General features: G+C 67.3%; 17 protein-coding genes. 9 read left to right on the top strand and 8 right to left on the bottom strand.

Annotated elements, in window-relative coordinates; genetic code table 11:
- Nucleotides 1-23: 23 nt before the first annotated feature.
- Entirely contained in the window at nucleotides 24-524 is a 501-nt protein-coding gene (locus ACWEOI_RS19140; RefSeq protein WP_452360433.1) for a DUF1772 domain-containing protein, read from the top strand.
- On the opposite strand, the gene ACWEOI_RS19135 is transcribed toward ACWEOI_RS19140, so the two are convergent.
- Nucleotides 497-1,180 carry a CPBP family intramembrane glutamic endopeptidase gene (locus tag ACWEOI_RS19135; RefSeq protein WP_452360432.1) on the bottom strand — a complete coding sequence of 228 codons (684 nt, stop codon included), beginning with the start codon at nucleotides 1,178-1,180 and terminating at the stop codon, nucleotides 497-499. The genes ACWEOI_RS19140 and ACWEOI_RS19135 overlap by 28 nt on opposite strands.
- Nucleotides 1,181-1,327: 147 nt before the next feature.
- Between ACWEOI_RS19135 and ACWEOI_RS19130 the strand changes: the two genes are divergently transcribed.
- Together ACWEOI_RS19130 and ACWEOI_RS19125 are read left to right on the top strand one after the other, a co-directional pair.
- On the top strand, nucleotides 1,328-2,143 hold the full coding sequence (locus ACWEOI_RS19130; protein WP_452360431.1) for an N-acyl-D-amino-acid deacylase family protein: 816 nt from the start codon (nucleotides 1,328-1,330) through the stop codon (nucleotides 2,141-2,143).
- The gene (locus ACWEOI_RS19125) at nucleotides 2,107-2,466 is read left to right on the top strand and encodes a hypothetical protein (protein WP_452360430.1); all 360 of its coding nucleotides are present in this window, start codon (nucleotides 2,107-2,109) and stop codon (nucleotides 2,464-2,466) included. The genes ACWEOI_RS19130 and ACWEOI_RS19125 overlap by 37 nt, the downstream gene beginning before the upstream one ends.
- A gap of 621 nt (nucleotides 2,467-3,087) precedes the next feature.
- Here the strand turns inward: ACWEOI_RS19125 and ACWEOI_RS19120 are convergent.
- The 5 genes from ACWEOI_RS19120 to ACWEOI_RS19100 form a co-directional block, all read right to left on the bottom strand.
- Complete coding sequence (locus tag ACWEOI_RS19120; protein ID WP_452360429.1) at nucleotides 3,088-4,008, bottom strand: AraC family transcriptional regulator N-terminal domain-containing protein; 921 nt, start codon at nucleotides 4,006-4,008, stop codon at nucleotides 3,088-3,090.
- A gap of 100 nt (nucleotides 4,009-4,108) precedes the next feature.
- Entirely contained in the window at nucleotides 4,109-5,077 is a 969-nt protein-coding gene (locus ACWEOI_RS19115; RefSeq protein WP_452360658.1) for an XdhC family protein, read from the bottom strand.
- Between the two features lie 26 nt (nucleotides 5,078-5,103).
- Nucleotides 5,104-7,215, bottom strand: coding sequence for a xanthine dehydrogenase family protein molybdopterin-binding subunit (locus ACWEOI_RS19110; protein ID WP_452360428.1), 2,112 nt, complete (start codon nucleotides 7,213-7,215; stop codon nucleotides 5,104-5,106).
- Nucleotides 7,216-7,237: 22 nt separating this feature from the next.
- Nucleotides 7,238-8,230 carry an FAD binding domain-containing protein gene (locus ACWEOI_RS19105; protein ID WP_452360427.1) on the bottom strand — a complete coding sequence of 331 codons (993 nt, stop codon included), beginning with the start codon at nucleotides 8,228-8,230 and terminating at the stop codon, nucleotides 7,238-7,240.
- Nucleotides 8,227-8,808 carry a (2Fe-2S)-binding protein gene (locus ACWEOI_RS19100; protein WP_452360426.1) on the bottom strand — a complete coding sequence of 194 codons (582 nt, stop codon included), beginning with the start codon at nucleotides 8,806-8,808 and terminating at the stop codon, nucleotides 8,227-8,229. Before ACWEOI_RS19100 ends, ACWEOI_RS19105 begins: the two co-directional genes overlap by 4 nt.
- Nucleotides 8,809-8,958: 150 nt before the next feature.
- Here ACWEOI_RS19100 and ACWEOI_RS19095 point away from each other — a divergent pair, with 150 nt between their 5' ends.
- The 3 genes from ACWEOI_RS19095 to ACWEOI_RS19085 are packed head-to-tail and all read left to right on the top strand — an operon-like array spanning nucleotide 8,959 to nucleotide 13,719.
- Nucleotides 8,959-10,197 (top strand): low temperature requirement protein A, encoded by a 1,239-nt coding sequence (locus ACWEOI_RS19095; protein WP_452360425.1) that lies wholly within the window; start codon nucleotides 8,959-8,961, stop codon nucleotides 10,195-10,197.
- Nucleotides 10,194-13,004, top strand: coding sequence for a helix-turn-helix transcriptional regulator (locus tag ACWEOI_RS19090; protein ID WP_452360424.1), 2,811 nt, complete (start codon nucleotides 10,194-10,196; stop codon nucleotides 13,002-13,004). The genes ACWEOI_RS19095 and ACWEOI_RS19090 overlap by 4 nt, the downstream gene beginning before the upstream one ends.
- On the top strand, nucleotides 12,985-13,719 hold the full coding sequence (locus ACWEOI_RS19085; RefSeq protein ID WP_452360423.1) for a class I SAM-dependent methyltransferase: 735 nt from the start codon (nucleotides 12,985-12,987) through the stop codon (nucleotides 13,717-13,719). Before ACWEOI_RS19090 ends, ACWEOI_RS19085 begins: the two co-directional genes overlap by 20 nt.
- Here ACWEOI_RS19085 and ACWEOI_RS19080 read toward each other — a convergent pair.
- Nucleotides 13,686-14,585 (bottom strand): AraC family transcriptional regulator, encoded by a 900-nt coding sequence (locus tag ACWEOI_RS19080; RefSeq protein WP_452360422.1) that lies wholly within the window; start codon nucleotides 14,583-14,585, stop codon nucleotides 13,686-13,688. The genes ACWEOI_RS19085 and ACWEOI_RS19080 overlap by 34 nt on opposite strands.
- Before the next feature lie 176 nt (nucleotides 14,586-14,761).
- Here ACWEOI_RS19080 and ACWEOI_RS19075 point away from each other — a divergent pair, with 176 nt between their 5' ends.
- Together ACWEOI_RS19075 and ACWEOI_RS19070 are read left to right on the top strand one after the other, a co-directional pair.
- The gene (locus ACWEOI_RS19075; protein ID WP_452360421.1) at nucleotides 14,762-15,079 is read left to right on the top strand and encodes a putative quinol monooxygenase; all 318 of its coding nucleotides are present in this window, start codon (nucleotides 14,762-14,764) and stop codon (nucleotides 15,077-15,079) included.
- Nucleotides 15,080-15,111: 32 nt separating this feature from the next.
- Nucleotides 15,112-16,074, top strand: a complete 963-nt coding sequence (locus tag ACWEOI_RS19070; RefSeq protein ID WP_452360420.1) for an alpha/beta hydrolase — start codon at nucleotides 15,112-15,114, stop codon at nucleotides 16,072-16,074.
- Between the two features lie 27 nt (nucleotides 16,075-16,101).
- Here the strand turns inward: ACWEOI_RS19070 and ACWEOI_RS19065 are convergent, their stop codons facing one another.
- A complete protein-coding gene (locus ACWEOI_RS19065) occupies nucleotides 16,102-16,434 on the bottom strand; it encodes a hypothetical protein (RefSeq protein WP_452360419.1) in 333 nt (110 codons plus the stop codon).
- Nucleotides 16,435-16,813: 379 nt separating this feature from the next.
- Here ACWEOI_RS19065 and ACWEOI_RS19060 point away from each other — a divergent pair, with 379 nt between their 5' ends.
- Nucleotides 16,814-17,641 carry an alpha/beta hydrolase gene (locus ACWEOI_RS19060; RefSeq protein ID WP_452360418.1) on the top strand — a complete coding sequence of 276 codons (828 nt, stop codon included), beginning with the start codon at nucleotides 16,814-16,816 and terminating at the stop codon, nucleotides 17,639-17,641.
- Nucleotides 17,642-17,701 lie beyond the last annotated feature (60 nt).

Below are 17,701 nucleotides of genomic sequence, written 5' to 3'. Positions count from 1 at the left end.
CGCTCTCCGCGAAAGGCTCACCCATGCGCACTCGACTGCTCACCGCGGCCGCCCTGCTCACCACCGGATACCTGTGCGGCGCCTTCGGATACGGATTGATCAATGTCGCGCAAGCGTTCAAAACGGTGCCGCTGGATGTGCGGTTCACCTTCCATACGGCCCTGATGAAGGTCAACGGACCCGTCATGCAATCGGCGATGGGCTTGGCCGCGCTGACCTCGCTGCTGCTGGCGATCTACAGCGGGGGGGTCGTGCGCCGTTCGGCCGCAACGGCTTCCGGCCTGGTCCTCACGTCCTTCGTCATCACCCGATTCGGCAATGTCCCGATCAACGGCAAGATCAAGCAGTGGGCCGTCGGGCCCCGCCCCGACGACTACGCCCAGATCCTGCACCGCTGGGAGCTGTTCCACATCGCCCGCACCGGCACGGCGCTGCTGGCCTTCCTGATCATCATCGCCATCGCCGTCTTCATTCAGCCCGCTCGGGCGGAGCGGGATCAGACGGTTCTGTCCGCCCCCAACTGAATTCGCGCGGCCGGGGCGGCCCCGTGATAGAAATGCCGCCCCAGTCCGACCGTGAACACCAGAATCCCGTACGCGGCGTGCTCCACCGACGCCGTGAACAGCGACCGGGTCCGCATGTACCGCGCCGCGAACAACCATCCGCCCACACTGCTGGCCGCCACCGAGAACCAGCTCCCGAACACGATGTGCACGTACCCGAACGCCGCCGCGCTCGCCGCCACCATCGCCCGGCCCTCCCCGAACACCGGCGCGTACCGGTGGAACAGGAACGACCGGAAGATCAACTCCTGCGGATACACGCTCAACGCCGGATACAGCACCATGACCGCCAGCCAGATCAACGGATTGCGCCGCGGCAGATCGAACAGATCCTCCCGCCGCAGCAACGCCGTGGCCGCGGTCAACGCGACCGCGTTCGCCCCGGCGCCCACCGCCATCGACCGCGCCTGCTCCGGGAATGCCTCGGCCCGCCACAGGGATTGGCGGTCGAACCCCTTCGACCGCCGCAGGTACACCGTCACCCCGGTCCCAAGGACCAGCAACGCCGGAATCGGTGGCTTCCCCCGCATCACCGCGTTGTACAAGGTCGTCCCGCCGAAGAACAACGCCGCGTACTCGGCCGCCAGATAAACCCGCCGCCGCCGCCGAATCCTCATGGGCACCACCATAATTTCCGGCCCGTGACCGCGCAGCGGAGCAAATTTCGCCACAGGTCGTAGCGAATTCCGCCGAATCAGCTGTCGCTGACGTTGTGTCTAGTTAATCTGTGCGATGTCAGTGAACCTGGAACGCTAGGACCTCGCGTGAGCTACTCACTCATCATCGAGAACGGCACCATCGTCGACGGGACGGGCGCCGAGCCGTACACCGGCGATATCGCCGTCGAGAACGGGCGCATCGCCGCCATCACCCCGCCCGGCCAACTCGCCCACGCCGAGGCCGAGAACCGGATCGACGCGCGGGGACTGCTGGTCACGCCCGGCTTCGTCGACATCCACACCCACTACGACGGCCAGATCACCTGGGACCCGCAGCTGACCCCCAGCTGTTGGCACGGCGTGACCACCGTCGTGATGGGCAACTGCGGCGTCGGGTTCGCACCGGTCACTCCCGAGAAGCGGGACTGGCTGATCGGGTTGATGGAGGGTGTCGAAGACATTCCCGGCGCGGCGCTCTCGGCCGGAATCCGCTGGGACTGGCAGTCCTTCCCGCAGTACCTGGACGCGATCGACCGACTGCCGCTGGCGGTCGACGTCGGCACCCAGGTGCCGCACGGCGCGGTCCGCGGATACGTCATGGGGGAGCGCGGCGCCAAGAACGACGCCGCCTCGCCCGAGGACATCGCCATGATGGCCAAGCTCGTGCGCGAGGGCATCGAGGCGGGCGCACTGGGCTTCTCGACCTCCCGCACCATCGTGCACCGTGCCATCGACGGCGAACCGGTCCCGGGCACCTTCGCCGCCGAGGAGGAACTCTTCGCCATCGGCCAGGCCCTGGCCGACGCGGGCGCGGGCGTCTTCGAACTGGCCCCGCCGGCATCATGGGCGAGGACCTCGCCGCCCCCGACCGTGAACTCGCCTGGATGTTGCGCCTGGCCGAGCAGACCGGTCGCACCGTGAGTTTCGGCCTGCTGCAACACGATGGCGCACCCGATGACTGGAAGCGGCTGCTGGACACCGCCGGTGCTGCCTTCGAACAAGGAATCCCGATCCGCCCACAGGTTTCCGCCCGCCCGCTGGGACTGCTCATCGGCCTGCAGACCTTCAACCCGTTCTCGTTCCGGCCCAGCTACCAGGCCGCCGTCGAACGCGCGGGTCAGAGCCTCGACGCCCTGGTCGCCGAACTCCGCGATCCGGCACTGCGGCAGACGATTCTCAAAGCCAGGCACGGGCTCCGCCCTTGTTCTACCAGGACACTCATGCGCGGTCGAGCTTGGGCGTGAGGTCCTGATTTGCTGGTTTGTCTGTGTCGCCGCGATCACCGACGCTGTTGGCCCGGGGATCCCGCTGAGTTGAGCGAGCCGTCCGCGGAGCCGAGCGTGGGTCCGACGTGTGGTCGCGTCCCCAGCCCTGGACATGGATCAACCCGACCTGTGGCGCCGGTTTGTGTCTTGCGGCGATGGTGAACCTGCCGCAGACGTACTGGGTTAGGTGCCGTCCGGCCCCATATTGCTCGCAGACCTCACAGCTCTGGGCACGTCGCCGACACCGACGAACTGGCCTTCGAGGAATTCCTCCCGCGCTACCAGGACATGCTGCGGCGCATCGGACCCGCCCGCGGCTTTCGCGTACCGACCGCCGACAGGTCCGACGCGAAACCGGCCCGGACGGAGCCCTCTACGTCGGCTCGCCGGATACCGTCGCCCGCAAGATCGCCACCAACTTCCGGACCCTCGACGCCACCCGCTTCAACTTGAAGTTCAACATGGGAATGAGTCAGCGCGAGGTTCTCGCCACTATCGAGCTCTACGGCTCGAAGGTCATCCCGCAAGTCCGTGACTTGCTCGCCGAGTGGAGTGTCGGCATCAAGCGATCGAGAAATCGCAGATGGTGTGTCGCGTGCACTATTTCCTGTCAATGCGCCGGGGTACCTCGGCGTCCTGCCCAAGCTGTCCCGGGGTGCGGAGATGCGTTGTGGTGGTTTCCTGGAAGTTTCGAGCATCCTGACTGGGTGGCGCACCGAACTGCCGCCGGTACTCCCGGCTGAACTGGGACGGGCTGGCGTACCCGACCTTGCGACAGACCCCGGTGACGTCACTGGGGTCGGCGATCAGGAGCAGCCGGGCCTCATGCAGGCGGATGTGTTTCTGAAACTGAACCGGGCTCATGGCAGTGACGGTGTGGAAGCTGCGGTGGAACGCCGAAACGCTCATCGCCGCCCGGTGTGCCAGCTCCTCTACCCGGAATTGCCGGGAGTAGTGCTCGCGGATCCAGCGGATCGCGGCGGCGATGTGGTTGAGATTGCTGTCGGGGCTGCCGAATTGGCGGATCATCGCGCCTTGTTCGCCGGTGATGAGCCGCCATAGGATCTCGCGTTTGATCAGCGGCGCGAGTACCGCGATATCGTGCGGCCGGTCCAACAACCGCAACAATCGCAGAACCGCGTCGAGCAGGTCGGCATCGGCGTCGCTGACCGCCAGTCCGGGCGGGGTCAGTGTGTCGATGTCCGGCAATCCGGCGGGAGCGGACAACAGCGTTTCGACGATGTCGGCTGGATCGAGGGTGAGACCCACGCCGAGTCCGGGGCGACCGGGCGACGCTTCGAGAAAGTGGCTGACAACCGGAAGGTCGAGCGATGCAACCAGATATTGCCCGGCGCGGTGCTCATACATGCGCTCGCCGAGCGCGAACCGTTTGGTGCCCTGCCCGACCAGTGCGAAGACTCGGCTGTAGGTGACCGGTCGCGGTGGTTGCGGCGTCACGGCTTTGAATATCCGCACCGCGTCGATGGCGGTGGTCAGATCGGGTCTGGAATGGCGGTCCATCAGGTCGCACAATTCCTCGAGTGCTGTCGCCCGTTGGTAGTTGCCGCACCACAGGGGGCCCTGGTTCGTTCGGACGCGGGCCGGATCAGATGGCCACGACTCAGTCGCGTGTATGGATGGGTCTGTGGCCGTGGCGAAGTGAGCCGCCGCTCCGGCCGTTTCCGGTTGCGACGAGTTCTCCGAGGATGGAAAGGGCTGTTTCAGCAAGGGTGATCCCTCCCAGGTCGAGTCCGACCGGCCCGGTCAGTCGTTCCAGCCCGATGGTTCCGGCGAGCCGCCGCAGGCGCTGTTCATGGGTGGCCCGGCTGCCCAGCGCGGCCACGTATTCCGCCCGCCCAGCCAGAGCCGCCCGCACCGCGCCGTCGTCGATTCGTGGATCGTGGCTCAGCGCGATGACTGCATCGTATCGACGAAGCGGGTTGGCGGTCAGCCATTCTTGCGGCCAGGCGCGCACCAGGGCAACGGAGCCGGGGAACACGCCCGACGCGATATGCGCGGGCCGCGGGTCGACCACGACGACAGCGAGTTGCAGCGCTTCCGCGAAACCGGCGATGCCGGCTGCGAGGTCGGTGGCGCCGGCCAGCACCAGCGTCCGGCGACCGCTCAACTGCTCGGTGAAGGCCGATTCGGTGTTGGCGCCCACCGCGGAATCCGTTGTGACGGTCCAGGTGTGTGGCGGCCGCAACGCCGTGCGAATCGTCAGCTCGGTGTCGTGGCGCAGTGCGGCGGTGATCTCGGTGTGCACCGGATCGGGCGGGGCAGGCGTGACCAGCACCCGCAGTTCCGTGGTGCACGCCGGTCCGGTTTCCCAGGGCAACAGATCTTCTCCCGGCACCAGCGACATCAGCCGTGCCGGGCCACCGGCCAGCACCTCGCGGGCCGCGTCGAGCACCATGCCCTCGATGCAGCCGCCTGACACTGATCCGCACCACGTCCGGTCGGCGGCCACCGCCATGGTCGCCCCAAGCGGGCGGGATCCGGGACCGTCGCGGCCCACCAGCCGGGCCAGCACGACCGACCGGCCCGCGCGATGGTGGTCGTCGACGAACGACCAGACCTCGCGCAGCATCGACGGGCTCCGGTCCCGCTGCGCATTCATCGGGCCGGATCTTCCAGGATCCGGTCGAGTCGCAGCGGCAGGGCGCGCTGGCGCACGCCGGTGGCATGCCAAACCGCATTGGCGATGGCCGCGGCCGTGCCGACATTGCCGATCTCTCCGGCGCCCTTGACGCCCAACGGTATTCCGGGTTCGAAGTCCGGGACGAAATCGGCCTCGATGTCGGGGACGTCGGCGTGTGCCGCGATGTGATAGCCCGCGAAATCGGCGGTCACCAGACGCCCGGTCACCCGGTCGCGGACGCCTTCCTCGTGCAGGGCCATCGACAGTCCACCGATCATCCCGCCTATCACCTGACTGCGTGCCAGCAGCGGATTGATGACCCGACCGATCGCGAACATTCCGAGCAGACGCCGCACCCGGACTTCGCCAGTCGCCGGATCAACGGTGACCTCCGTGAAAACGGCGCTGAAGGCGTGGCGTTCATGATCCATGAGATCACCGAGCAGCTCGGTCGTATCGACGGTTACCGTGGTCGGCGGATTCGCGCCGGACTGTTCGCGCAGCCGGGTCGCGGCTGCGGTAATCGCCCACGTCCAGGAGGTCGTGCCCCGGGATCCACCTGCGCTCCAGGCCGCCCCGAGATCGCTGTCGGCGATTCGCAACGGCCGTATCCGACCGACGTCGACCCCGAGTGCTTCGGCCGCGACTGCCGTGAGGGCGGTGCGCGCGCCGGTGCCGATATCGGAGGCTCCGATCGCCACGGTGAAAGTGCCGTCGCTCTCGGCGGTGATGGAAGCAGACGAGGGGAACGCTCCGACACTGAAACTCGTGGTGGCGACACCGGTTCCGATCAGCAGCCGGCCTTCTCGGCGGCGACGCGGCCGGTGATCGCGTCCTGCCCAGCCGAATCGGCGTGCGCCTTCCCGCAGGCAGGCGCTCAGTTCGCGGCTGCTGAACGGTCGTCCCGACACCGGCCCCGTGGTGGGTTCGTTGCGTAACCGGAGTTCGACCGGATCCAGCCCGAGCCGCTCGGCGACCTCGTCGACGGCCGACTCCAGGGCGAAGGAGCCTGGAGCCGCGCCCGGGGCGCGCATGGAATACGGCGGCACCGTATCGACGGGCACTGCGGTCAGTCCGGTGTGGATGGCGCGCGCGGCATAGAGCGTCTTGGTGAGTTCGGTACAGCCCTCAATGTATTCGACCAGCGGAGAGATGGCGAACGCAGCCTCGTGGTGCACGGCGCGGAAGTGGCCGTCCGCATCCGCCCCGATCCGCACCCGCTGGTCGGTCGGCGGGCGCATGGTCGTGATCAGGAAGACCTCGGTGCGGGTCAGCGTGATCCGCACCGGTCGTGCGGTCAGAGTCGCGGCCATCACCGCCAGGATCAATTGTGGACCGCACAGGCCCTTGGAACCGAATCCGCCGCCAACGTGTTCGGCCCGGATATGCACCCGCCCGGGGTCCAGCGCGAACAGGGCCGACAGGGCGGCGGCGACGATCCACGGACCCTGATTGGTGTCGACCGCGTGCAACTCGGTCCCCTCCCACCATGCGGTCGCGGAGTGCGGCTCCATTGCGCTGCAATACTCTTCGGGCGTGTGGTACTGCTCGTCGACCACGACTTGCGCCGCAGCGAGTTCGGCGTCGAGTTCGCCGCAGGCCGCCTCGGGTCCGAAGAGTTCCAGTGCGGGCCGGGCCGCGGGATGGTCCGCGGAAAAGGCAATGTCGTGCGGGTATTCGTCGTAGTCGATCGGCAATACCGCGGCCGCGTGCCGCGCCTGTTCCCAGGTTTCGGCGACAACCACCGCGACCGGCCAGCCCGCGTATGGGATCTCCGCGGATTGCAGTAGTTGCAAATTCCCGTCCGGGCCGAAATACGAACCGGCTTCGGGGTCGAGCCGTGGCGCGTTCGCGTGGTCGATGACCGCGAGGACACCGGGCAGGTCCCGCACCGCCGCGGCGTCGATGCCCCTGACTCGGCCCCGCGTGATCGGCGCGGTTACCAGATATCCGTACGCGAGATCGGCCACCGGTTCGTCGGCGGCGTAGCGGACCGTGCCGGTGACCTTGCCCGGACCTTCGAGACGCGAGCGGGCGACACCGAATGTACTGGTGGCCGGGGCCGATGTCCCGGGGATCGTGTTCATGGCTGTCCCTTCTTCGGAGAAGTCAAAGCCTTTGAGCGGCAGCGAGTTCGGTCAGTTCGGCGACCATGAGATTGCGTGCCAGGGCCACCTTGTAGGCGTTGTCGCGCAGCGGTCGTGCCGCCGCAAGTTCGGCGTCCGCGGCCGTTCGGAACAGCTCCGGGGTGGTGGTGGCCCCGCGCAGGACTTCCTCGGCCGCGTGCGCCCGCCAGGGACGGGCCGCCACCCCGCCGAGTGCGATACGCACCTCTGCGATCCTTCCGGCGCGTACCTCCAGGCCGGCTGCGAGGGATACCGTCGCGAAAGCGTAGGACGCGCGTTCGCGCACCTTGCGATACCGCGACCGCAGTGCCGCAGCGACCGGCGGCAGGAAGATGCCGGTGACCAGCGCGTGGTCGGGCAGAGCCGTCTCGTCGTGCGGTGTGGTGCCGACCGGCCGATAGAACCGTGTAAACGGTAGAGTCCCCGTGCCGTCCACGGTCTCGTAGCGCACTTCGGCATCGAAGGCGGCCAGCGCGACGGCCATATCGGAGGGATGGGTCGCGACACAGCTGTTCGACCAGTCGAGGATCGCGTGATTGTGATGCTCCCCGGCGAGCGCCCCGCAGCCGCTGCCCGGGGCACGCCGATTGCACGGCTCGGTCGGATCGGCGAAGTAGGCGCATCGTGTGCGCTGTAACAGGTTTCCCGCCGCGGTCGCCATATTGCGGAGCTGGCCGGACGCGCCCGCGAGGATCGCCTGCGACAGTGCGGGATACCGGCGGCGGATCCCGGGATGCGCGGCGATGTCGCTGTTGGTCGTGGTGGCCCCGATCAGCAGTCCGCCGCCGGTGGCTTCGATGATCCCGTCGAGCGGCAGGAAGCGGATGTCGATCAGCCGCTCCGGCGCTTCCACTCCGTGCTTCATGAGATCCACTAGATTGGTGCCGCCGCCCAGGTACCGGGTATTGCCGTCGTCGGCGGCCAGGCGCAACGCCTCGCTCACCGCCGTCGGCCGGTGATACACGAACTCCTTCACGACGACCTTCCCTTCCGTGCGGCGGTTTCCAGCACCGCGCGCACGATCGACGGATACGCGCCGCAGCGGCACAGGTTGCCGCTCAAGCGTTCCCTGACCTCGGCGGCATCGAGGTCGACCGTGAGCCGGTCCGGTGACGCATCGGCGGTGACGGCGCTGGGCCACCCGGCGGCGTGCTCGGAGAGCATGCCGAGCGCCGAACAGATCTGTCCCGGTGTGCAGAACCCGCATTGAAAGCCGTCGAGGCGGATGAACGCCTGCTGGAGCGCGACGAGGGCACCGTCGTCGGCGATGCCCTCGATCGTGGTGATCTCCGCGCCTTCGGCCGCGACGGCCAGGGTCAGGCACGACAGGATCCGGCGGCCGTCCAGCAGCATTGTGCAAGCGCCGCACTGGCCGTGGTCACAGCCCTTCTTCGGGCCGGTGCAGCCGAGGTCGCCGCGCACCGCGTCCAGCAGCGTCCGGCGATTGTCGACCTCGAGCACGTGCTTCGTTCCGTTGACGAAAAGTGTTATGGCGCTGCGTATATCGTCGGCCATGGCATGACCTTTCTCGTTCTCGATGGACGAGATGTCCACGCCGTTTCCATGTAACCAGTGGCCGGATCGGCAGTGTTAACACAGAAGTCGCGGTTACTTGCATGATCCTGCCGACCGCATTGACTTCCCCGTCCGCGCACGGATGAATGGCGCAGACAATCGAGGATGTACAGCGAGGAGCGGGGTGCGGTGAGGCGTCGAACCGAGCAGTCGCCGGCGGTGCGAGGCGACCGGTCCACCGGAGCGCGGCGGGCGGTGGCGAGCGTGGAGGGTGATCGGGTCACCACCGTCGAGCTCTTCTTCGATCTGGCCTATGTTTTCGGGTTCACCCAGGTGAGCAGGTTGATGGCCGAAGAGCACACGCCGCTGGGTGTCGTGCAGGGGATGGTGGTGCTGGCCTTGCTCTGGTGGTCGTGGACCGCTTATAGCTGGCTGGCCAATCAACTGCACGCTGACGAGGGCTTCGTGCGTGCCGCCATGTTCGTGGGCATGACGGCGGTGTTCGTCGTCGCCGTCGTGGTGCCGGAGGCATATCACGACGTGGCGGGCGGATTGTCGGGTCCGTCGGTCTTCGTGGCCGCCTACCTGGTGGCCCGGCTGACGCACCTGGTGGTCTATCTGGTGACATCGGTGGGCGGTCGCGCGGCCCGGCGCGAGGTGGTGCAGACGGTGTGCCTGTCGGTGGTTCCCTCCGGGTCGCTGCTGGTGTGTGGGGCGCTGCTCGGTGCCCCCTGGCAGGTGTGGTGCGCGCTGGCCGCTGTGACCGTGGAACCGGTCGTCGCCAACCTCACCACCTGGGGTGTGCGCAGCCGAATCAGTTCGACGGCCCACTTCGTCGAACGGCACCGGCTGGTGGTCATTCTCGCGCTCGGCGAGTCGACCGTAGCGATCGGGGTCGTGGCCGGGCCGATCGATACTTCTTTGCTGGCCGGTGTGTTGCTGGCGGTGGCGATCGCGATCGCGCTGTGGCGGGCCTACTTCCGCGGGCTCGCGACCGCCGCCGAACACGCGCTGACCGCGCTCGACGATCGCGCCCGCTCCCGCACGGCCCATCACGGGTACAGCTATCTGCATTTTCCCATCGTGGCCGGAATCGTGCTGTCGGCCTTGGGAATCGAGACGGCTATGGCGCACATCGCCGGCGCCGGTGCTTTCGGGATGTTCGGAGCCGCGGCGCTGGTCGGCGGGGTGGGCATATATCTGGTGGGCACCGCGCTGTTCGCCCGCCGCGTGGTGGGCTCGGCCATGTTTCCACGACTCCTCGCGGCGGTGATCATGATGTCGAGTCTGCCTGTGCTGAGCCACGTTCCGCCGCTGGCCGCCCTCGCCGCCACCGCCACGCTGCTGTCTGCTGTGCTCGTCCTCGACCGGCTCGCCCCGGCCACCGCGCCCAGTGGCGGACCGCGATCGGTTCCGGTGGCCGGATGAACGCCACCGGACTGTTCGGGCGGGAGTCCGAACTGACGCGGCTCGCCGAATTCCGGAACTGTCTGCGCCACGGCGGGGTCGCGGTATCGCTGCGCGGCGAACCGGGCGTCGGCAAGTCGGCCCTGCTCGCCGCGACTGTCAGGGCGGCCGAAGCGGACGGGATGACGGTGTTGCGCTGCTGGGGATCGGAGTTCGAGGCTGAGGTCAGCTATGCCGCGCTCAACCAGCTGTTACTGCCGGTGTATCCGCGGCTGAAACTGCTGGATCCCGCCCTGCGCGAAGCGCTGTCGGTCGCTCTGGGTTTCGGTGCCGGCGCGCCGCCGGATGTCCTGCTGGTGTGCAATGCGGCCCTGTCGCTGGTCGGTGCGGTCGCCGCCGAGGCCCCGGTGCTGCTGGCCGTCGACGACATGCAGTGGATCGACCGCGCGAGTGCGGTGGTGCTGGGGTTCCTGGCCCGCCGGATCGCGGGGATGCCCGCAGGACTGCTGGTTTCGGCGCGGACCGGCACCGAGGGCTTCACTCGCTACGGCGACCTGACCGAGATGATGATCGAACCCCTGACACCCGACGCCGCTGCCGATCTGGTCCGAGCCGCTTTCCCGGACCTGTTGCCGTCGGTGCGGCAGCGGCTGCTCGACATCGCGCAGGGCAATCCGCTGGCACTGCGTGAACTTCCGACGACACTGACCGAATCCGTGCATCCGAGTAACGACCGCGACGAACTGGTGCCGCTCAACGAGCGGCTGTGCGCGCTGTTCGCTACCCGGATCGCCGGTCTTCCGGAGCCGACACGCCGGTTACTGCTGCTGGCCGCTTTCGAAGGCACCGGGAATCTCCGGGTACTGCGCGCCGTACTGGACACAGGAGCGGGTCTGCTCGGGCTCGCCGCGGCCGAACGCGAACAGCTCATCCACGTCGACGACACCGACGCACGAATGCTGTTCCGCCATCCTCTGATTCGCTCGGCCATCGTCGCCCTGTCCACACACGAGGAGCGGCGGGAAGCGCACCTGCTGTTGGCGGAATCCGTGACCGGTGATCAGGAGCGGCGCGCCTGGCACTACGCGCTCGCCGCGGATGGACCGGACGAAACCGTCGCCCGGATCCTGGAGACCGCCGCGCATCGCACCATGCTGCGCGGTGACGCGCTCGCGGCCGTCACCTCGCTCGTCCGGGCAGCCGAGCTGAGTCCGGCTGGCGCCGATCGCGGGCGACGCCTGGCCGAGGCCGCCTATATCGGAGCCGAGGCGAACGGGACCTCCGATACCGCGCGTGGTCTGCTCACCCACGCCCACCAATCCGCGCCCGACACCAGCGGCTCCCTGCACGCCGCCAATGCCGCCGCATTCCTGATGCTCAACGGCGACGGCGAGGTGGATACCGCGTACCGGCTCTTGATGGGTGCCATCGAGACCGGCGACCACGGCTACCGGGCAGACGATCCCGCGCTGATCGAGGCCATGCACACATTGCTGCTGCTGTGTTGGTACGGCGGCGCGGAGCGATATTGGGAGGCGTACTTTCGTGCGCTGGACAGGTTGCGTCCGGAACCTCCGGTGGTGCTGGCCCTCATCAGCAGGACCTTCCCCGACCCGGTCCGGGCCGGAGCGGGCGCGGCGGCGATGGCCGATATGGTCCTGGCGACTCTGCCCGAGGAGACCGATCCGACCCGGATCATGCGGATCGGGACCGCGTCGGTCTACCTGGACAGGCTGGCTGACTCGCGGCAGCCATCGTGGCGCATGGTCCACCAGGGCCGCAACGGGGGTCCGCCCCGGCGACATCTCGGCGCGCTCATGCACCTGTGCCTGGACGACTATCTGACCGGGCGCTGGGATGAAGCAGAGCTACTGGCCAACGAAGGTCAGACGGTGTGTGACAGTGGCGGATTCCCGTTCTTCGCGTGGTACTTCCGCTATCATCGCGCCCTCATGGCCGCCGGGCGCGGCCGCTTCGCGGAGGCGAATAAGTTGGCCGACGAGATCACCCATTGGGCGTTGCCGCGCGGTGTGGCGGCCGCGGCGCTGTTCGCCCGGCATCCGCGGGTGCTGGCCGCGCTCGGCCGGGGCGATTTCGAATCCGGTTTTCAGCACGCCGCCGCCATGAGCCCGCCCGGCGTGCTCACTTCCTATGCCCCGCACTGTCTCTGGGTGATGTTCGACCTGGTGGAGGCCGCTGTGCGCACCGGGCGGCTACTCGAGGCGCGTGCCCATGTCGCGGCCATGCGCGCCGCCGACGTGGCCGCGTTGTCGTCGCGGATGCGGTTGCTCGTGGCCGGAGCCGAGCTGCTCGTCGACGAGGATGAGGCGGTCATGACGCATGTCGCGACCGTGCTGGCCGATCCCGAGATCGACCGCTGGCAGTTCGAAGCCTCGCGTGTACGGCTCGTCCTGGGCGAGAAGCTGCGCCGCGTCTCGACGGCGACCCGCGCGCGACCGCATCTGATCGCCGCCCGGGACGGGTTCGCCGCCATGACGGCCGATCCGTGGTTGGAGCGGGCACGAAACGAGCTGCGCGCCAGCGGATATCGCCAGGGCGATGGAAACCTGGCCGAAGCGGCGCCCGAGGCGCTGACCGCGCAAGAAGCGCTCATCGCGAGGCTTGCCGCGCGCGGTTTGACCAACAAGCAGATCGGTGAGCAGTTGTACCTGTCGCACCGGACGGTTGGCGCGCACCTGTACCGGATCTATCCGAAGCTGGGCGTCGGCTCGCGGGCCGGGCTCGCAGACGTGCTGTCGCGGCTACCGGGGACAACCGAATCTGCCGAGGGGGCAGTGCCTCCGGGGCGTGACTGCCGTCCCGACTAAGTCATCGCCGGTGCTCATTGGCCGTATCCGCAGTCGAACGACAGATGTGTTCCCACCGGCACACGGCGGACAGTTGATCTATCACCGCCTACAGCCTTCGGGAGCATCGACCATGACGACCATCAGCCATTCCGGATTCCTGTCCGAATTCCTGCGTGCTCCACGCACGGTCGCGGCGCTCAAGCCCAGCAGTGCATCGTTGGCGGATGCCGTCACTCGGCCCATTCCACTGGACACGGACCCGGTGGTGCTCGAACTCGGCCCTGGCACAGGTGCCTTCACCGCAGTGATCCAGCACCGGCTGGCCGGGCGCGGGCACCATCTCGCCATCGAGATCAACGAGCGATTCGCCGCGACGCTCGCCGCCGGATTCCCGCATGTAGCGGTGATCTCGGGCGACGCTCTCGAATTGCGTGAGGCGTTGACCGGCAACGGTTTCGACCGAGCAGACGTCATAGTGAGCGGTCTGCCGTGGGCGGCGTTCGGCTCGGGCAAACAGGATGACTTGTTGTGCGCCATCGTCGATGGACTCGCGCCCGATGGAGTGTTCTGCACCTTCGCTTACACCTCCACCCGATGGCTGCCCCCGGCGCGCCGGCTGCGGCAGCGTCTGGCCGATCACTTCGAGGAAGTACTGGCCTGCCGAACGGTGTGGGCGAATCTGCCTCCGGCGTTCGTCTACTACTGCCGTCGGCCACGCTCGGACCGGCCATGATCGGCCGGCGTGTCTTGGCTGGGGGTGATACCGAACAGCCGCCGATATTCACGACTGAACTGCGAAGGACTGTCGTAACCGACGCGGTGAGCGATGGCGGTCACCGCGTTCGGCTCGGCGGCGAGCAGCAATCTGGCCTGTTGCAATCGGATTCGCTTCTGGAACTGGATAGGGCTCTGGGCCGTCACGGTCTGGAAGTTGCGGTAGAACGCCGAGGGGCTCATGCCGGATCGGCGTGCCAGGTCTGCGACCTGGAACGGTTCGTCGTAGTTGTCGCGGATCCAGCGCACGGCCCGGGCGATATGGTGCAGTCCGCTGTTGGGCAGTCCCAGTTGCCGGACGGCCGCGCCCTGTTCGCCGGACAGCAAGCGCCACAGTATTTCTCGTTTGATCAGCGGGACGAGGGCGTCTCGGTCACGTGGGTGGTCGAGGAGCCGGAGCAGGCGCAGCGAGGCGTCCAGAAGTTCAGGTGTCAGCGTGCCCACCGCCAGGCCCGGCACCGCGGCGGCTCGCGGGCGGACCGGTTCGGCGGGGGCGGCATCGAGAAGTAGGTCGGCGATGGTCGCCGGGTCCAGTTCCAGCGCGAAACCCAGTGCGGGACAGTCCGGTCGGGCATCGACGAAGTGCCCGGTCACCGGTAGGTCGATCGAGGCGACGAAATAGCTGCCCGGGGAGTATTCGTGGACCTGGTCACCGGCCGCGAGACGCTTCACTCCCTGTGCGAGCACTGCGAGCACCGTGCCCGACATCTCCATGCTCGGGGGGCCGGACCGGTCGACCGAGGCGATGTACAGCCCGTCGATCGCGGTCGTCTCGTCGGCGCGTACGTGCCGGGTCAGCAGGGCGTGGAGTTCGTCGAAGTCCATGACCCGATTGCAGCACATTCCTCCAGTAGAAGCTGTTCAACATGGAGGATCAGGCAAGTCTTCGGGATTAATCATCTACCGATCAATGCCGTCAAAGCGTGGAATTGAGTCATCGAAAGAGTCGATCGAGAACCTCGATCGGGAGAATCACACCATTACAGCAAGGAGTGTCCGACATGACCGTCGGCTATGGATTCAATGCCACCCTGACCGCTCGGCCCGGTATGGCCGAAGAACTCGTGGACCTGCTGCTGACCGGATTGGACGCGGGTAATCCGGGAGCCAGTGAGCACTGTCTGGTCTATCTGGTGTGCCGGTCGGCCTCCGATCCGCACACCATCCATGTCACCGAGGGCTGGAGCAGCGCCGAGGACCATCATCGGATTTTCGCGGGCCCGGCCGCACAGGCGATTGTCGCGAAGGTCAAGGAGCTCGTCGCCACCGAGGGTCCGTACACCGACTACATCCCGGTCGGCGGCAAAGTCGACCTCTGACCATCGATCCATTCGTCCACGGAGGAAAACCCATGTCGCCCTTGGCCCGTCCCGCTCTCGATCCCGAGCTCGCCACCCTGCTCGCCACCATGCCCTTGGTTCCCGCGATCACCCCGGAGATTCTCACCCAGCTCCGGCAACTCCCCTCTACCCCGCTCGAGACCCTGATCGGTACCCGGGAGGTGGAAACGCACCAGGCCGTCGCCACGGCTCCGGATGGGGCGTCGATTCCGGTCACCGTCCTTGTTCCGGCCTCCGCCACCGGCGCGCTGCCATGTGTCTATTGGATGCACGGCGGCGGAATGATCATGGGGGACAGGTATTCTCAGCTCGATATTCCCCTCGAATGGCTCGACGCGATCGGGGTCGTCGTGGTCACCGTCGACTACCGTCTGGCCCCCGAACACAGCGGCACCATCCCCGTCGAGGACTGCTATCACGGCCTGCGCTGGATCGCCGAGCACGCCGACGAACTCGGCATCGACCCGCAACGGATTGTCGTCGCGGGCACCAGCGCAGGGGGCGGCCTCGCCGCGGGCGTCACCCTCATGGCCCGGGACCTCGGCGGCCCGGCCGTCTTCGCTCAAATTCTCAGCTGCCCGATGCTCGACCACGACAACACCACCACCTCCAGCCTCCAGTACTCCGGCGAACCCGCTGTCTGGACCCGCGAAACCAACGCGTTCGCTTGGCGCGCAGTCCTCGCCGACCTCCCCACGGACAGCATCCCCGCCTACATCTCACCCACCCGCGCCACCGACCTCTCCGGGCTGCCGCCCACCTACATCGACGCCGGGTCCGCCGAAGTCTTCCGCGACGAGGACGTCGACTACGCCACCCGGATCTGGGCAACCGGAGGTCAAGCCGAACTTCACGTATGGGCAGGCGGCTGCCACGGCTTCGACTCCCTCTTCCCGCACTCCGACCTCGCCCGCAGCGCCCGCCGAACACGCACGGCGTGGCTCACCCGCGTTCTGTCCGCCGAAGCGGGGTAAACCACGGTCCGCCGGCCGCCGCGGAGGTCACAGTCGCGAGACCTGGTAGTGGCGGATGGCCCAGCCGTCGTCATCGCCCTCGAGTCGCAGGCTGAGTTGCACTGTCAGAGTCGGCCTGTCGGTGAAGGAGAAATCGACATCAAGGTAACCCAACACGAGATCGTTGGTGAGGCGGCGGGTTTCGGCGATTCGATACTCGGCCGCCAGGCCGGCCGGTTGGGAGTCGTAGTACTCGGCGATCCCGGTTCGGCCCACGGTATACGGATGCAAACCCTGGAAGATCGCGGAACAACACCGCAGACAGGTGCGCAACACTGAAAGTGTTGAGCCCGCTATGTGGACGCGGAGATCCGTCGACATCAGCGCCAAGGTACAGAGGCTGGAGCAGTCACGCGAACTGCCAGGTCCGCCCACCGCCGCTCATGCGTCACCGTCTCGCGGGGTGGGAACGCTCATCCGACGAGCCGACATTGACACGGTAGCGGTTCAGGTTGAAGCTGGAGGTGGTTTGAGCTGCAGCCGTTATGGCGCGGAGGGCGCTATGCGCAGCGCATCCATCAAGGCATGGCTGAAATTGTTTCGTGCCGAGACAGCACTCCCAGCTTGGTTCATACGATGCGAATCCCAGATGCGGAGGGCGAGCTGTGCCGACGTGTTCACACAGCCCAGGGCTCGACTATGAAGCTGTTGGGCCCCTTTCATTTTGGTGGCATCGCAGCCACCCGTCGGAAGGAGCACCATGAGCGCGTCGCCGATCGACTCTCCGCCGATCGTGCTGATCCACGGGCTATGGATGACGCCCCGCAGTTGGGACCACTGGGTGGAGCGCTATCGGGCCAAGGGACATGAGGTCATCGCGCCGGCCTACCCCGGCTTCGAGATCGAGGTAGAGGCGCTGCGTGAGAAGCCCGAGGTCATCGCCGAGGCGACGGTCCCCGCGACGCTCGAGCATCTCGTCGATGTGATCGAGGGCCTGAGTGCGCCCCCCATCATCATGGGTCACTCCTTCGGTGGAACTTTCACCCAGCTATTGGTCAACCGCGGCCTGGGAGCCGCGGCCGTGACGATCGACTCGGCGCCGCCCGAGGGCGTGCGGGTCAATCCGCCTTCCCAGATCAGGTCTCTGTTCCCGGTCTTGTCGAACCCGGCCAACCGGCACCGAGCGGTGGGCTTCACCAAGGAGCAGTTCCACTATGCCTTTGCCAACACCTGCACCCGGGAGGAGTCCGACGCAGCCTATGACCGGCTCCACATCCCGGCGCCCGGCAGCTGGGTGTGGTCGTACGGTCTGATAGCCAACTGGAAGCCGGGCCACCAGGAAACCTGGGTCGACTACGACCTCGACGACCGTGCTCCGCTGCTGTTCATCAGCGGGAGCAAGGATCACTTGATGCCACCGGCGGTGATCCGCTCCAACGCCAAGAAGTACCGCAATTCCGAGGCGTTGACCGAAATCCATGAGTTTCCGGACCGCTCGCACTTCACCGGTGTCGAGCCCGGCTGGGAACAGGTGGCCGACTACGCGCTCGAATGGGCGACGAGCCACGCGCGCACCCGGCACGCTTGACCAGCGGTCATGCTCGGCGGCGCTCCGGCGCGCCGCCGGGCGCCCCGAGAACCTCTGCGA

Source organism: Nocardia sp. NPDC004340, from assembly GCF_053602575.1.
The sequence above is the reverse complement of the archived record's forward strand: the minus strand, read 5'-3'. Positions and strand labels throughout refer to the sequence as shown.

Coding starts and splice junctions, on each gene's coding strand:
- ACWEOI_RS19140 (WP_452360433.1), top strand. CDS start 24: ATGCGCACTCGACTGCTCACCGCGGCCGCCCTGCTCACCACCGGATAC.
- ACWEOI_RS19135 (WP_452360432.1), bottom strand. CDS start 1,180: ATGAGGATTCGGCGGCGGCGGCGGGTTTATCTGGCGGCCGAGTACGCG.
- ACWEOI_RS19125 (WP_452360430.1), top strand. CDS start 2,107: ATGTTGCGCCTGGCCGAGCAGACCGGTCGCACCGTGAGTTTCGGCCTG.
- ACWEOI_RS19120 (WP_452360429.1), bottom strand. CDS start 4,008: ATGGACCGCCATTCCAGACCCGATCTGACCACCGCCATCGACGCGGTG.
- ACWEOI_RS19115 (WP_452360658.1), bottom strand. CDS start 5,077: ATGCTGCGCGAGGTCTGGTCGTTCGTCGACGACCACCATCGCGCGGGC.
- ACWEOI_RS19110 (WP_452360428.1), bottom strand. CDS start 7,215: ATGAACACGATCCCCGGGACATCGGCCCCGGCCACCAGTACATTCGGT.
- ACWEOI_RS19090 (WP_452360424.1), top strand. CDS start 10,194: ATGAACGCCACCGGACTGTTCGGGCGGGAGTCCGAACTGACGCGGCTC.
- ACWEOI_RS19080 (WP_452360422.1), bottom strand. CDS start 14,585: ATGGACTTCGACGAACTCCACGCCCTGCTGACCCGGCACGTACGCGCC.
- ACWEOI_RS19075 (WP_452360421.1), top strand. CDS start 14,762: ATGACCGTCGGCTATGGATTCAATGCCACCCTGACCGCTCGGCCCGGT.
- ACWEOI_RS19070 (WP_452360420.1), top strand. CDS start 15,112: ATGTCGCCCTTGGCCCGTCCCGCTCTCGATCCCGAGCTCGCCACCCTG.
- ACWEOI_RS19065 (WP_452360419.1), bottom strand. CDS start 16,434: ATGTCGACGGATCTCCGCGTCCACATAGCGGGCTCAACACTTTCAGTG.
- ACWEOI_RS19060 (WP_452360418.1), top strand. CDS start 16,814: ATGAGCGCGTCGCCGATCGACTCTCCGCCGATCGTGCTGATCCACGGG.